Genomic DNA, 14,429 nt, shown 5'->3' on the forward strand with positions numbered 1-14,429 from the left:
CTCAACGTCCTCACACTTCATGGGCAGTCGGGCCTGCCCCGTCGCTAGGCCGCCCGTGCGCACCGTGCGGCGTGTCGTCGTCGGACCTCCAGGCCCGCTTGAGTCCCTGCTGGATGGCGTTCATCGTGCGGGCCGACGCGTCCGGGGACAGGCCCCGGTCGAAACCGTCCTCGTCGTCCGCGGCCTGCGCCGCCTCCCGGCGCAGCTGCTGGGCCAGGCTGGCGCCCCGGATGCGCTGCGGCAGCACCGTGGGCGTCGTCAGCGGACGTGGGGCCGAGCCGGAGGGCTCCGCCTGCTCCGCCGCACCGGGCCGCGCGGCCGGGTGGGCCGGCTGCCGTGCGGGGGCCTGCCGGTCGTCCCGGCGCGGCGCGGGGGCGCGGCCGGCCTCCGCGCCGGGGACGGTCCGCTGCGGGGCCGTGGGCGTCGGGCGGTCGTCACGTGTGGTGCGGGCCGTCGGCATGGGCCCTTGGGGCGCCGAGGGCGCGGGATGCTCCGACGCGGGGGGCAACAGGCCAGCACCTCCGTATTCGGGGAAACCACTGTGGTCGGGCATCGGCGGACGGGCGAGCAGCGTCTCGCCGGCCGAGGCGATCGCGCCGACCGGCTCGGGCCGGGGCTCGGGCTCCGGCGCCGGAGCCGTCGCGGGGGCGTCCAGGGCCCGGTGCCGTCCGGTGTCCGACAGCGTCTGGGCGCCCGGCCGGGTGCCGGACTGTCCCTCGATGGCGAGGCCGGCGGCGACGGCCGCCGACTGCAGCTGGTCGACGACCGGCGAGGCGGACTCCTCCAGCAGCTCCGAGGGCAGCACCACCAGCGCGAGCGTGCCGCCGTAGTCCGACTCGCGCAGCGTGACCTTGATGCCGTGCCGTTCGGCGAGCCGGGCCACCACGAAGTGACCCAGGCGCGGGTCCTCGCCGAACATCGACATGTCCACCCGGGGCGGCTCGGCGAGCAGCTCGTTGGCGCGCTGCAGCATCTCCGCCGGCATGCCCAGGCCCTGGTCCTCGATGTGCACGGCCAGGCCCTTGGCGACCCGGGCCGTGCTCACCGTGACCTGGGTCTCGGGCGGCGAGAAGCTGGTGCCGTTCTCGATCAGCTCGGCCAGCAGGTGCGTGACGTCGGCGACCGCGCGCCCGGCCAGCGCGACCCGGCGGTCCCCCGGCGTGTTGCGCACCCGCACCCGGGTGTACTGCTCCGTCTCGGCCACCGCGCCGCGCATCACGTCGGTGATCGCCACCGCACGCGTCATCCGCCGGCTCGGCGGGGCGCCGCTGAGGATCATCAGGTTCTCGGCGTGGCGCCGGATACGGGTGGCCAGGTGGTCGACGCGGAAGATGTCCTTGAGCAGGTCCGAGTCCTCGTGCTTGCGCTCGAGGTCGTCCAGCAGCGCGATCAGCCGGTGGATGAGCACCTGGGCGCGGCGGATGAGCTGGCCGACGACCTTGTCCGAGCCCTCCCGGCCCTGCGACTGGCGCACCGCGGTGTCCGTGGCCAGCTGCGCGAGACGGTCGATCGCCGACGCCAGCCGCCCGATGTCGTCGTTCGCCTGGTGCTGCCAGGAGCCGAGCACGGCCGGGTCCACACGTTCGCCGCGCTCCGCCTTGGCGAGGATCTCGGCCAGCCGGGAGGACGCCAGCTGCTCCGCACCCGAGCGCAGTTCGGCCAGCCGCGCGGTCAGTTCGTCCAGCTCGGCGAGGCGGCTCGTCGCCGTACGTCGGTTGCGCAGCGCCAGCACCGCCGCCGCGGCCAGCGCGGCCACCGCGGCCGCCGTGCCCAGCAGGGTCGCCACCAGCAGCTCGCCGGCCCGGTCGTCGGCGTGGTCGGCCAGCGCGTCCAGGGACTGGACACCGGCCGCCCGCAGACCGCCGACGACGTTGTCGGCCGCGGCGGGCCACTGCGTCGCACCGTCCGGCAGCTCGGTGCCCTGCCCGCCGGCGACGGCCCGCTCCACCGCGTCCACCGCGGCCCACTGGGCACCGCCGGTGGTCCGCCCGTACGCCTCGCGGGCCGCATCGGGCAGATCCTGCGCGGTCAGCTCCTCCTCCGCGGCCCGGCGCAGTGCCGCGTACTGCCCGAAGCGGACACGGTCGGCGTGACTGATCTGCTGCGCCGGCAGGGCCGCCGAGACCAGGGCGTCCTCCCGGGAGAGCATCTCGGCGATCCGCGCCAGGGTCACCGTGGCGGAGCCGCCGCGCCCCAGGTCCGCGTCGTCGCTGCGCACGGCCGCGTTCAGCAGGTCCAAACCCCGGGAGGCAGCGTCGGTGTAGAAGGCGAAGGCATCGGACAGGGACAGCTTCCGGGCGTCGATCGCGGAACGGCGCTGGGCCAGCGGGCGCAGCGCCGTGTCCAGCGCCGTGTACCGGTCCCGCAGCGCCTTGCTGTCCGGCGCGGACGCGTGCTGCCGGTACGTCGCCAGCGCCACGTCGGTCTTGCGGCGGGCCGCCTCCAGTTCCGCGCGGGAGTCGGCGGAGCGGTCCGCCTGCCAGCGGGCGGTGAGCCGGCGTTCGTCCTGCAGGGTCGTCAGCAGCTCCTGCGCGGGCTGGGCGAGGGAGGAGACGTGCCCCGCGTCGGTGTGCAGCCGGACCTGGTCGTCCACCAGCCCCGCCGCCGTGTAGCCCCACAGCCCGCTGACGCAGACCGCGGGGATGACGAAGGGAAGGACGAACGAGGATCGCAGTGATCTCGGAAGGGCGGCGCGATGTCGCGTCCGCCGGTCGCGGGTGCCTGACATGTGATCCCTCGTACAGCAGCGGTTGCAGCGGTGCGGACAGCAGTGCGCGGCCTCCGACCCTCCCCGCGTCGTGGCCTGGTGGCTCACCGTGATCGAAGTCGGCGCGAGCTGCACGCTATCAGGATCATGGCCGACCGTCATATGTGGAGCCGGGCAACTTCCCCCCGCTCGCACGTCAGTTGGGCCGCTGCCTGCGACAACGGCGGCCGGCGGGTGCCCACGCGGGAACACCCGCCGGCCGCGCCGGGATCACAGCAGGGCCAGCAGCCGCGGAGTGAACAGGGCGTCGGTGGAGACGATGCCCGCCACCATGTCCAGGTAGATCGACGTCAGTTCGGCGTCCGACTGCACCGCGCGCAGCAGCGACAGCCGCTGCTCGTGTATCTCCAGGCGGGCCACACCCAGCGTGGCCTCGTACCCGGGCTGGAGCCGCTGCCGCTGCTCCTCGGCGAAACGGCCCAGCGCGGCGTCCAGGCGGGCCGGGTCGCCGCCCAGCAGGCCGGACACCGCCCCCACCAGCGCCTCGACCTGCCAGAACGCGTCACTGATGCCGCGGGCCGTGATCGAGTCCTTGTGGTGGGCGGCGTCGCCCACGAGGACCCAGCCCGGCCCCGTCGAGCGCCGGAAGAAGTTCTGCTGGTCGCCGCAGGCGTGCAGGCGCTCCAGTCGCGCGGCCCCGGCCAGCCGCTCGTGCAGGGCGGGCGCGGTGAGGCGGATCTGCTCCCGGTAGGCGCGCTGCGCGTCGGTGCGGACCTCGGCGAAGCGGGACTGCGGGATGTAGGCCAGCACCAGGGTCGCCGGACCGTGGGTGGGCACGGTCGCCACCCAGCCGCCGGGCCGCTCGTACAGCTCCAGGTCGGCCGGCACGCCCTGCCAGTACGTGTAGTACGCGCAGGTCAGCCGCGGGTCCTCGACCGTGTACGGGGCCTCGACGAGCCGGGCGACGGTGGAGCGCATCCCGTCCGCGCCGATCACCAGGTGGGCGCGCTCGGTGAAGGCACGGCCGCCGTGGGTGCCCCGCACGCCGGTCACCCGCCCGGTGTCGTCGCGCAGCAGGTCCGTCACCCGGCAGTGGTCCCGGTACTCGACGCCCGCCTCGACCGCCGCGTCGACCAGGAGCGCGTCCAGCACGTGACGCCGCGGCGCGAACGCTGCCCGCTGCCCGTCCACGCCCCGGGCGCAGCCCTCGATGCGGACGTCGGCGACTTCGTACACCGCCCGCTCGATGGGCGGGCAGCCGGTGGCCCGCAGCCGGTCCAGCAGGCCCCAGCGGGCGAGGGCCGCCACGCCGGGCTGGTGGATCAGGTGCGTGGAGATCGTGTCGGAGCCGTACGCCGCCTTGTCGAGCAGGAGGACCCGGTGTCCGGCACGGGCCAGGAGCAGGGCGGTGGGAGCGCCGGCGCAGCGCGCTCCCACCACGATGGCGTCGTACATGCAGAAGCCTCACAACAGATGTCGGTGAACGGTGGGTCGAAGATCGCCGGGGCGGACGGACCCGTGGTCAACGGGTGCGTTCCAGCTGTGCCAGCAGCGCCCGGCGGTCCAGCTTGCCGTTGGGGTTGAGCGGCAGCTGGTCCAGGACCGTGATCCGGGCGGGCATCATGTACGACGGCAGCCGGTCGGCGAGCGCCGTGTACAGGGTCTCGGCGGTGCCGGTCCCGCTGACCGCGGCCTGGAGCTCCGGTTCGCCGTCGGCGGCCGGCACGGTGACGGCGATGGCCTCCCGCACGCCCGGCAGCGCCCGCAACGCGGCCTCGATCTCGCCGAGTTCGATCCGGTGGCCGCGGATCTTGACCTGGTGGTCGGTGCGCCCGAGATGCACCATCAGCCCGTCGAGGAGGGCGACCCGGTCGCCGGTGCGGTACCAGTCCTCGGGCCCGGGCGGGGAATCGGCCGGCCGGTGGTCCTCGGTGAGGAAGCGCCCGGCGTCCTGGGCCGGGTCCAGGTACCCGGCGAAGCGCAGCGGGCCGCGCACGCACAGCTCGCCGGTGTCGCCGGGCCGGCCCGCGTCGTCCAGCAGCACCACGTCGACGTCCGGGTGGGCGGTGCCGATGGGGGCCGTGCCGTTGGGGGTGTCCGGCCAGGCGGCCGGGTCCTTCGGGAACCGGTAGGAGGTGCAGGAGATGGTCAGTTCGGTGGGGCCGTAGAGCACTTCGATGCGACTGCCGGGCGCGGCGGCCTGCCAGTCGCGGGCGGCCTGCAGCGTGAGCGGCTCGCCGCCGAAGATGCTCCAGCGCAGCGTCGGCATGCTGCCGGGGGTCAGGGTGCCCAGCCGGGAGGCGAAGCCGATCAGGGACGGCACCGAGAACCAGTGGGTCAGCCGCAGCTTGTTGACCGTCCGCACCGGGGACAGCAGCTGGCCGCGGTCGGGCACCACAAGGGTGCCGCCCCGGGACCAGGCGACGAACAGGTCGTGCACCGACCCGTCGAAGGTCAGCTCGAAGGACTGTGAGAGCCGGCTGCCCGGTCCGATGCCGTACCGGCCGGCGATCCGGTCCAGATAGGCGCAGATGTTGCCGTGCCGGACCGGAACACCCTTGGGCGCGCCGGTCGAACCCGAGGTGAAGATGATGTAGGCGACGTCGTCCTCGCCGACCGGGCGCAGCGGCGCGGTGCGGTCCTGCGCGGGGGCGGCGGAGTCCTCGGCCGTGACCGGCACTTCTTCGGGCGGGCACGCGAGCACGGGCACGCCGAGGTCGCCGGTGTCCGCGGACTCGGCGAGGACCAGATCGAGGCCGGCCGCCTCGGCGATGCCGGCGACACGGCCGGCGGGGTGTTCGGGATTGAGGGGGACCACCGCCGCGCCGGCCCGCAGGATCGCCAGGTATCCGGCGTAGGCGGTCAGCGAGCGGGCCGCGAGCAGCCCCACCCGGCGCGGCGGGGTGCCGCCGGCCGCCGTCACCAGGCGGTCGGCGAGCCTCTCGGCGCACGCGCGCAGCTCGCCGTAGGTCAGCGTGGTCCCGCGGACCTCGAGGGCCGGCTCGTCCGGGTGGGCGTCGGCCGAGCGGGCGAAATACGCGTAGAGGCCGTTGGTACTGCTCATCGGGCCGCCGCCTCCAGCGTCCGCGTCCACTGGCGCAGTTCGCCGACGGTGCGCAACCGGCCCAGCTCCTCCGGGTCGACCTCCTGATGGCACCGTTTGGCCAGCTCCACGACGATGCGCAGCTTCGCCAGCGAGTCGATGCCGATGTCGGTGAGCGACGAGCCGTCGTCGAAGCCGGTACGGGCGTGCTCCCGCAGCACCCAGCCGGCCAGGTCGTCGCCGTCCGCGGCGGCGGGCTCCTCACCGGGCCAGTAGCGGCGCGTCTGCCACGGGTAGCCGGGCAGCGGCACGAACCGGCCCGGCTCGCCGAACACCGACGGCCAGGACGGCTCCTCGCCCGCGACGTAGGCCGCGGCGACCGCCGACAGCGGGTGCCCGGTCATCCCCGGCGCGCCGGTCAGCGCCGCCGCCAGTTCCTCGTGGGTGCGGCCGACGACGGCCATGCGGTGCGCGTGGTGGGTGCGCCGGGTGGCGGCGCTGTAGCAGATGTCGCGCAGGCAGTGGGCCTGCCCGGCCCCGCCCGGGCGCAGGTGACGCGCGTAGGCCGCGGCCAGATCCGCCAGGGCGGCCTCGCTGTGCGCGGAGATCGCCAGCAGGTACGGTCCCTCGTCCGCCGGCGGCTCGGTGCGCACACGCGGTGTGTCGGCCTGGCGGAGCACGATGTGGGCGTTGAGGGCCGAGGAGCCCTGGCCGCTGACGCCGGCGACGGCCGGCCGGTCCAGTGCGGGCAGGTCCTGCAGCGTGGACGGCAGGGTCAGCGGCAGCGAGTCCCAGGGGACGTTCGGGTTGGGGGTGGTCACGTTCAGGCTGGCCGGCACCTGGCCGTGCTCCAGGCACAGCACCGCCTTGATCAGGCCGGCCAGGCCGCCGGCGGCCTCCGCGTGCCCGATGTTGGTCTTCACCGAGCCGACCAGCAGCGGCCGGTCGGCGGGCCGGCCCGCGCCGCACACCTCGCCCAGCGCCCGCAGCTCCAGCGGGTCCAGCGCGGGCTGACCGGAGCCGTGCGCCTCGACGTAGTCGACGTCGGCGGGGTCGATGCCGGCGTCCTCGTAGGCCCAGCGCAGCACGTCCAGCTGGCCCTGCAGGGACGGGTTGAGCACGCTGTCGCTGGTGCGGCCGTCGTTGGAGACGGCGCTGCCCTGGATCACCGCGCGGATCCGGTCGCCGTCGGCGATCGCGTCCTGCAGACGCTTGAGGACGACCACCGCCACGGCGTCGCTGGGGGAGTAGCCGTCCGCGCTCGCGTCGCCGAACTTCGAGCGGCCGTCCCCGGCCATGCCGCCGGCGTGGGTGAGCACCAGCCCCTCGTCGGGGCGCAGCGCCAGGTTCACGCCCGCGGCGATCGCCAGCGGGCTCTCCCCGCAGCGCAGGCTCTGCACCGCCTGGTGGACGGCCACCAGCGAGGAGGAGCAGGCCGTGTCCACGACGACGCTGGGACCGCGCAGGTCGAAGAAGTGCGACAGCCGTGCGGCCAGCAGGGAGCGGAAGTTGTTCAGCTGCGCGGCGGTCACCGTCTCCGGGCCGCGGCGCAGGGCGAGTTCGAGATGGTCGGCGCGCGTGTTGCCGACGAAGACGGCGGCCCGGCTGCCGGCCAGCCGGTCGGGGCGCTGCCCGGCGTCCTCCAGCGCGTCCCAGGTCGTCATCAGCAACAGCCGTTGCTGCGGGTCGAGTTCGGTCGCCTCGGTGGCCGACATGCCGAAGAACTCGGCGTCGAAGTCGGCCATCTGCTCCAGGTAGCCGCCGCGGCGCGCCGCTATCCGCCCCTGGCGGGGCTCGGGGGAGTGCAGCGCGTCCACGTCGTACCGGTCGCGGGGAGTCTCGCTGGTGGTGTCCACCGCGTCCCGCAGCAGGGCCCACAGTTCGTCGGGGGCGGAGGCACCCGGCAGGCGGCAGGCCATGCCGATCACCGCGACCGACCGAGCGTCCACGTCGGACCTCTTCATGAAAAAACTCCGTTCATACATCGCCACGGTTCCTACGCCGTCGCGCAGTTGACCTTGCCCCATCGCGCCCCGGCCCACGCGCGCGGCACCTGCCTGCGGCATAGGACACACCGGCTCGGGCTCATGGCGGCGGTACAGATCGACACGTACCGGGTGTGGCGGGGGCCTGGCTGTGAGGCCGGCCCGCGGTGCCTCGACCGAACCGCGTCGTTCAGGTCGGCGGCGGGCCGCACCGCCCCGGGGTCCTCATCTGCGCGGACGGCGCATCGCGTGGCGTAAAACCCACCCTGTGAGGGGGCGCCATCGGTCTCTCCGTGGCCGCTTCACGGGCCGTGACCGGGGACCGTGCACCCGCCTCACCCTCCTCGGATACGGACTGACATTCGACTGATGGTGGCGCGGGGCGGGAACCGCCGATCTCGGCCACGCGTTCACCCGCACGATTGTCAGACGGGAAATCGTTTCGGTGCGACACCGGGTCCAAGAATGACGGGAACTGATCGCTCCACGTTGAAACATCGGGAACTTTGGACAGACTCACCGAATGCGCACCTGTCGGACCGTCGGCGCCGGTCGGCGGACCGAGAAGCCCTCCGACAGGCCCCGTGACCTGCTGCGCAGCCGCCCGAGACACAAGTCCCGGCGCCCGTCGCGGGGTTGGCCGAGAGGCCGATGGTGAGCCAATGACCAGGCGGGGTGATCCACGCAGCCGGAATCTCTGCTTTCATCTGACGTCATGGATCCCCTGTCAACCGAAGATCAGCGTGCCGCGGGCCAGCAGCGGGCGCACCGGCTCAGGATGCTCAACCTCAACTCGGTCGAGGCCGAGGCCACCTTCGACCGGGTCGCACGCCTGGCGGCGACCTTCACCCAGACCCCCCTGGCCATGGTCAACTTCATCAACGACGAGCGGCAGATGTTCCGCGGGATGTACGTGCCCACGGGGTCGCCCGACGACCCCGTGGACACCTCCGGCGGCATACCGTTCGACCTCAGTCACCTCGGCCGGGAGGCGCCCGGCGACTACGGCTTCTGCCCCCACGTGGTCGCCCAGCAGTCCCAACTGGCCCTGGAGGACGTCTTCGACTACCCGCGCTTCAAGGGCAATCCGCTGGTCAACGACCTCGGTGTGCGCTCCTACCTGGGCACCCCGCTGCGCGACAACACCGGTGTCATCCTGGGAACGGTCTGCGTGGCCGATGTCAAGCCCCGCACCTGGGACCGCCAGTTGCGGCAGGGCATGCAGGAGTTGACCGAAACCCTGCTGTCCGAGTTCAAGCTCCGCGACAGCCTCCTCGCCCAGCAGCAGGAACTCTTCGCCGTGTTCGACGGTGCGCCCTTCCCCATCATGCTCACCGAGGGCCCCGACCACCTGCTGCGCTACGCCAACGGCCGTCAGGGCCAGGCCTTCGGCATGGTCCCGCAGTTCAGCCTCGGCCGGCAGGTGCTGCCCGGTCTGGCCCAGGTCGGTGTCTTCGACGCCATGGACGACGCCCTGCGCACCGGCCGCCCCACCAGCGTGTCCCGGGTGTCGCTGCGGACGTACGACTCCGCGACGCCGCAGGAGTTCAACTTCCTGTGCACGCCGGTGCGCACCTCGCCCAACGCCCCCTTCAAGGGCGTGCTGACGGTGGCCATGAACGCCACCGCGCAGGGCCAGGCCGGCGCCGAGCCGCAGGCCTTCGCGGCCAACGTCCAGCAGCGGTTCGAGCAGCTGGGCGGCGGCGCGCTCGCCGACAGCGTGCCCGGCGGCTGGGGCGGCGGGCACTGACCCGGGCCCGGCACTGCCCTTCGGCCGGGCACTGATCCCGGCCCGCACGCACGGCACCGGGCCCGGGCGGACGAGGACGCCGCGGCGGGCCGCCCCCGGCGAGCGGGGGCGGCCCGCGCCCGGTCCACCCGCCCGGTCCCTCGGTCCGGTACGCCCGCCCGACCCCACCGGCGTCCGACGTACCGCACCGCGGCCCGCCGCCCCTCGCCGTCCCGGTACCGCCCGGTCGGTGGCGCTCCCCGTCCCCCGGGAGGGGAAGATGAGATCGCGACCGTTCACGCGATCGACTCACGAGGAGTGGGTGCCATGCAGCAGGAACGAGCGGGCCAGCCGGCCGGGCCCGAGGACCTGGTCGACGTCGCCCGGCTGGTGACCGCGTACTACGCGCTCCACCCCGACCCCGGCGTGCCGGACCAGCGGGTGACCTTCGGTACCTCCGGGCACCGCGGCTCTTCGCTGGCCACCGCCTTCAACGAGGACCACATCGCCGCGACCAGCCAGGCCATCTGTGAGTACCGCGCCGCACAGGGCATCGACGGCCCGCTGTTCCTCGGCGCGGACACCCACGCCCTGTCGGAGCCGGCCCGGGTCACCGCGCTGGAGGTGTTCGCCGCCAACGACGTCACCGTGCTCGTCGACACCGACGACGGCTACACCCCCACACCGGCGGTCTCGCACGCCATCCTGACCCACAACCGGGGCCGCACCTCGGGCCTCGCCGACGGCGTGGTCGTCACCCCCTCGCACAACCCGCCCACCGACGGCGGCTTCAAGTACAACCCGCCGAGCGGCGGCCCGGCCGGCTCCGAGGCCACCCGCTGGATCCAGGACCGGGCCAACGAGATCATCGCGGGCGGCCTGAAGGATGTCCGTCGCATCCCGTACACCCGCGCCCTGGCCGCCGCCGGCACCGGCCGCTACGACTTCCTGGGCACCTACGTCGGCGACCTGCCGAGCGTCCTCGACCTGGACGCGATCCGCTCCGCGGGCGTCCGGATCGGCGCCGACCCGCTGGGCGGGGCCTCCGTGGCCTACTGGGAGCGCATCGCCGAGCAGCACCGCCTGGACCTGACCGTGGTCAACCCGCTCACCGACCCCACCTGGCGGTTCATGACCCTGGACTGGGACGGCAGGATCCGCATGGACTGCTCCTCCCCGTACGCCATGGCGTCGCTCATCGGGCAGCGGGACCGGTTCCGGATCGCCACCGGCAACGACGCCGACGCCGACCGGCACGGCATCGTCACCCCCGACGGCGGCCTGATGAACCCCAACCACTACCTGGCCACCGCCATCGCCTACCTGTACGCCCACCGCACCCGGTGGCCCGCCGAGGCCGGTGTGGGCAAGACTCTGGTGTCCTCCGGCATGATCGACCGGGTGGCCGCCGACCTCGGCCGCCGCCTGGTCGAAGTCCCCGTCGGCTTCAAGTGGTTCGTGGACGGACTGGCCGACGGCACGCTCGGGTTCGGCGGGGAGGAGTCCGCCGGGGCGTCCTTCCTGCGCCGCGACGGCTCGGTGTGGACCACCGACAAGGACGGCATCGTCCTGGCCCTGCTCGCCTCCGAGATCACGGCCGTCACCGACCGGACGCCATCGGAGCACTACACGGCGCTCACCGAGCGCTTCGGCGCACCCGCCTACGCCCGCGTCGACGCCCCCGCCACCCGCGAGCAGAAGGCCCGCCTGGCCAAGCTGTCCCCCGCCCAGGTCGGCGCCGGCACCCTCGCCGGGGAGCCGGTCACCGCGGTGCTCACCGAGGCACCGGGCAACGGCGCACCCATCGGCGGCATCAAGGTCGTCACCGAGAACGCCTGGTTCGCGGCGCGGCCCTCCGGCACCGAGGACGTGTACAAGATCTACGCGGAGTCCTTCCGCGGACCCGACCACCTCCAGCAGGTCCAGGAGGAGGCCGAGCAGGTGGTGCTGGCGGCCCTGGAGGGCTGACACACCCGCCACGGTCGGCACATGCGGTCCCCCCATCCGCGGCGCACCGCATGTGCCGGCCCCGCATCCGCCGCTCCGGCCGGCACGACGGCTGACCGGTCACCGGCCGGCACGTTCATCGACCGGCACGACCGCCCACCGGCCGGCAGCCGGGCGGGGTGCCCCGGCACACCCTCACACCCCCGGCACGCGCACCTCACCGGTCACAGACCGTGCCGGTTCGTGTTCTTGAAGCATTCCTGTTTCGGGCGTAGGTTCAGGCGCCATGACGGCAGCCCGGCCTCCGACCACGGCAGAGGAGTTGCGCGGTGCGGGACTGCGGGTCACGGCCGCCCGCGTCGCACTGCTCGAGACCGTCCGCGCCGGTGGCCACCTGGGGGTGGAGGCGATCGCCTCCCAGGTGCGCGACCGTATCGGACATGTGTCCCTGCAGGCCGTGTACGAGGCCCTGCACGCATTGACCGCAGCCGGACTCGTCCGCCGTGTCGAACCGGCCGGCAGCCCCGCCCGGTTCGAGGGACGTGTCGGCGACAACCACCACCATGTCGTGTGCCGGTCGTGCGGTGCCGTCGCCGACGTGGACTGCCCGGCGGGCGAGGCACCCTGCCTGACCGCATCCGACGACCACGGCTTCGTCATCGACGAGGCGGAGGTCATCTACTGGGGCACCTGCCCCGCCTGCACCACCGCACATCGTTCGGCAGCACCGTGATCCGCCAGTTGGGAAGGATGCTCATGTCCGAGAACCACGACGCAGTCGTCACCGACGCCGAAGCGGAGGGCACCGGCGGCTGCCCGGTCGCGCACGGGCGTGCCCCGCACCCCACCCAGGGCGGCGGCAACCACCAGTGGTGGCCGGAGCGGCTCAACCTGAAGATCCTCGCCAAGAACCCGGCCGTGGCCAACCCGCTCGGGGAGGACTTCGACTACCGCGAGGCCTTCAAGACCCTGGATCTTCCGGCCGTCAAACGTGACATCGCCGAGGTGCTGACCACCTCGCAGGACTGGTGGCCCGCCGACTTCGGCCACTACGGCCCGCTCATCATCCGCATGGCCTGGCACAGCGCGGGCACCTACCGCATCAGCGACGGCCGCGGCGGCGCCGGCTCCGGCCAGCAGCGTTTCGCGCCGCTCAACAGCTGGCCGGACAACGCCAACCTCGACAAGGCCCGCCGCCTGCTGTGGCCGGTGAAGAAGAAGTACGGCCGCAAACTGTCGTGGGCCGACCTGCTGATCCTCGCCGGCAACGTCGCCCTGGAGACCATGGGCCTGAAGACCTTCGGCTTCTCCGGGGGCCGGGTCGACGCCTGGGAGCCGGACGACGACGTCTACTGGGGCCCGGAGACCACCTGGCTGGGCGACGAGCGCTACACCGGCGACCGGGAGCTGGAGGAGCCGCTCGCCGCGGTCCAGATGGGCCTGATCTACGTCAACCCCGAGGGGCCCAACGGCAACCCGGACCCGCTGGCGGCGGCCCGCGACATCCGTGAGACGTTCCGTCGGATGGCGATGAACGACGAGGAGACCGTCGCTCTCATCGCCGGTGGTCACACCTTCGGCAAGACCCACGGCGCCGGCCCGGCCGAGAACGTCGGCCCCGACCCCGAGGCCGCGCCGATGGAGCAGCAGGGCCTGGGCTGGAAGAACTCCTACGGCACCGGCAAGGGCGCGGACGCCATCACCAGCGGTCTGGAGGTCACCTGGACCCCCACCCCGACGAAGTGGGACAACTCCTTCTTCGAGACGCTGTTCGGCTACGAGTGGGAGCTGTTCAAGAGCCCCGCGGGTGCCTACCAGTGGCGGCCGAAGGACGGCGCGGGCGCCGGCACCGTCCCCGACGCGCACGACCCGTCCAAGCGGCGCCAGCCGACCATGCTGACCACCGACCTGGCGCTGCGCTTCGACCCGGTCTACGAGCGGATCTCCCGGCATTACATGGAGAACCCGGACGAGTTCGCGGACGCCTTCGCCCGCGCCTGGTTCAAGCTGACCCACCGCGACATGGGGCCGGTCTCCCGCTACATCGGCCCCGAGGTGCCCGGCGAGACGCTGCTCTGGCAGGACCCGCTGCCCGAGCGGACGTACGAGCTGGTCGACGCCGATGACATCGCGGCGCTCAAGGCGCAGGTGCTCCAGACCGACCTGAGCGTGTCCGACCTGGTGTTCACCGCGTGGGCGTCGGCCTCGTCCTTCCGTGGCAGCGACAAGCGCGGCGGTGCCAACGGCGCCCGCATCCGCCTGGAGCCGCAGCGCGGCTGGGAGGCGAACGACCCCGACCGGCTGGCGGCGGTGCTGCGCACCCTGGAGGGCGTGCAGGAGTCCTTCAACGCCGCGCAGAGCGGCGACAAGCGGATCTCGCTGGCCGACCTGATCGTGCTGGCCGGCTGCGCGGCCGTCGAGAAGGCCGCCAAGGAGGCCGGTGTCGAGATCGAGGTGCCGTTCACGCCGGGCCGGGTGGACGCCGCGCAGGACCAGACCGACGTGGAGTCCTTCGCCGCGCTGGAGCCGTCCGCCGACGGCTTCCGCAACTACCTGGGCAAGGGCAACCGGCTGCCCGCGGAGTATCTGCTGGTGGACCGGGCCAACCTGCTCACTCTGAGCGCCCCCGAGATGACCGTCCTGGTCGGCGGTCTGCGGGTGCTGGGCGCGAACCACCAGCGGTCGCAGCTGGGTGTGCTCACCGACACCCCCGGAGTCCTCACCAACGACTTCTTCGTCAACCTGCTCGACATGGGCATCGAGTGGCGGCCGACGTCGGAGGACTCGACCACCTTCGAGGGCCGTGACCGTGCCACGGGCGAGGTGAAGTGGGCCGGCAGCCGTGCCGACCTGGTCTTCGGCTCGAACGCCGAACTCCGCGCGGTCGCCGAGGTGTACGCGAGCGACGACGCCAAGGAGAAGTTCGTGCAGGACTTCGTCGCCGCCTGGGACAAGGTCATGAACCTGGACCGGTTCGACCTGGCCTGACCGGCGGCCGCGGGGTCCGGCCGGTGGCGG

The 14,429-nt window shown here is 73.4% G+C and carries 8 protein-coding genes; 4 read left to right on the plus strand and 4 right to left on the minus strand.

Annotation, left to right across the window (positions count from 1 at the left end):
- Positions 1 to 10 precede the first annotated feature (10 nt).
- The 4 genes from OG899_RS25365 to OG899_RS25380 all read right to left on the minus strand — a co-directional run bounded on the left by OG899_RS25365 (position 11) and on the right by OG899_RS25380 (position 7,714).
- Positions 11 to 2,728, minus strand: coding sequence for a nitrate- and nitrite sensing domain-containing protein (locus OG899_RS25365; protein WP_406311168.1), 2,718 nt, complete (start codon positions 2,726 to 2,728; stop codon positions 11 to 13).
- Positions 2,729 to 2,977: 249 nt separating this feature from the next.
- Positions 2,978 to 4,162: an NAD(P)/FAD-dependent oxidoreductase gene (locus OG899_RS25370; RefSeq protein ID WP_168131988.1), complete on the minus strand. Its 1,185-nt coding sequence runs from the start codon at positions 4,160 to 4,162 to the stop codon at positions 2,978 to 2,980.
- Between the two features lie 67 nt (positions 4,163 to 4,229).
- Positions 4,230 to 5,771 carry an amino acid adenylation domain-containing protein gene (locus OG899_RS25375; RefSeq protein ID WP_168131989.1) on the minus strand — a complete coding sequence of 514 codons (1,542 nt, stop codon included), beginning with the start codon at positions 5,769 to 5,771 and terminating at the stop codon, positions 4,230 to 4,232.
- Complete coding sequence (locus tag OG899_RS25380) at positions 5,768 to 7,714, minus strand: beta-ketoacyl synthase N-terminal-like domain-containing protein (RefSeq protein ID WP_251506141.1); 1,947 nt, start codon at positions 7,712 to 7,714, stop codon at positions 5,768 to 5,770. The genes OG899_RS25375 and OG899_RS25380 overlap by 4 nt, the downstream gene beginning before the upstream one ends.
- Positions 7,715 to 8,450: 736 nt before the next feature.
- Between OG899_RS25380 and OG899_RS25385 the strand changes: the two genes are divergently transcribed.
- From OG899_RS25385 to katG, 4 genes are all read left to right on the plus strand, one after another.
- A complete protein-coding gene (locus OG899_RS25385; RefSeq protein WP_125496373.1) occupies positions 8,451 to 9,485 on the plus strand; it encodes a GAF domain-containing protein in 1,035 nt (344 codons plus the stop codon).
- Positions 9,486 to 9,791: 306 nt separating this feature from the next.
- Positions 9,792 to 11,432: a phosphoglucomutase (alpha-D-glucose-1,6-bisphosphate-dependent) gene (gene pgm, locus OG899_RS25390; protein ID WP_125496372.1), complete on the plus strand. Its 1,641-nt coding sequence runs from the start codon at positions 9,792 to 9,794 to the stop codon at positions 11,430 to 11,432.
- 265 nt (positions 11,433 to 11,697) lie between these two features.
- Entirely contained in the window at positions 11,698 to 12,144 is a 447-nt protein-coding gene (locus tag OG899_RS25395; protein WP_125496371.1) for a Fur family transcriptional regulator, read from the plus strand.
- A 23-nt stretch (positions 12,145 to 12,167) separates the two neighbouring features.
- Positions 12,168 to 14,399 (plus strand): catalase/peroxidase HPI, encoded by a 2,232-nt coding sequence (gene katG, locus OG899_RS25400; protein ID WP_125496370.1) that lies wholly within the window; start codon positions 12,168 to 12,170, stop codon positions 14,397 to 14,399.
- Positions 14,400 to 14,429 lie beyond the last annotated feature (30 nt).

Origin of the sequence: Streptomyces thermoviolaceus, assembly GCF_045209695.1 — a bacterium.
Classification (GTDB): domain Bacteria; phylum Actinomycetota; class Actinomycetes; order Streptomycetales; family Streptomycetaceae; genus Streptomyces; species Streptomyces thermoviolaceus.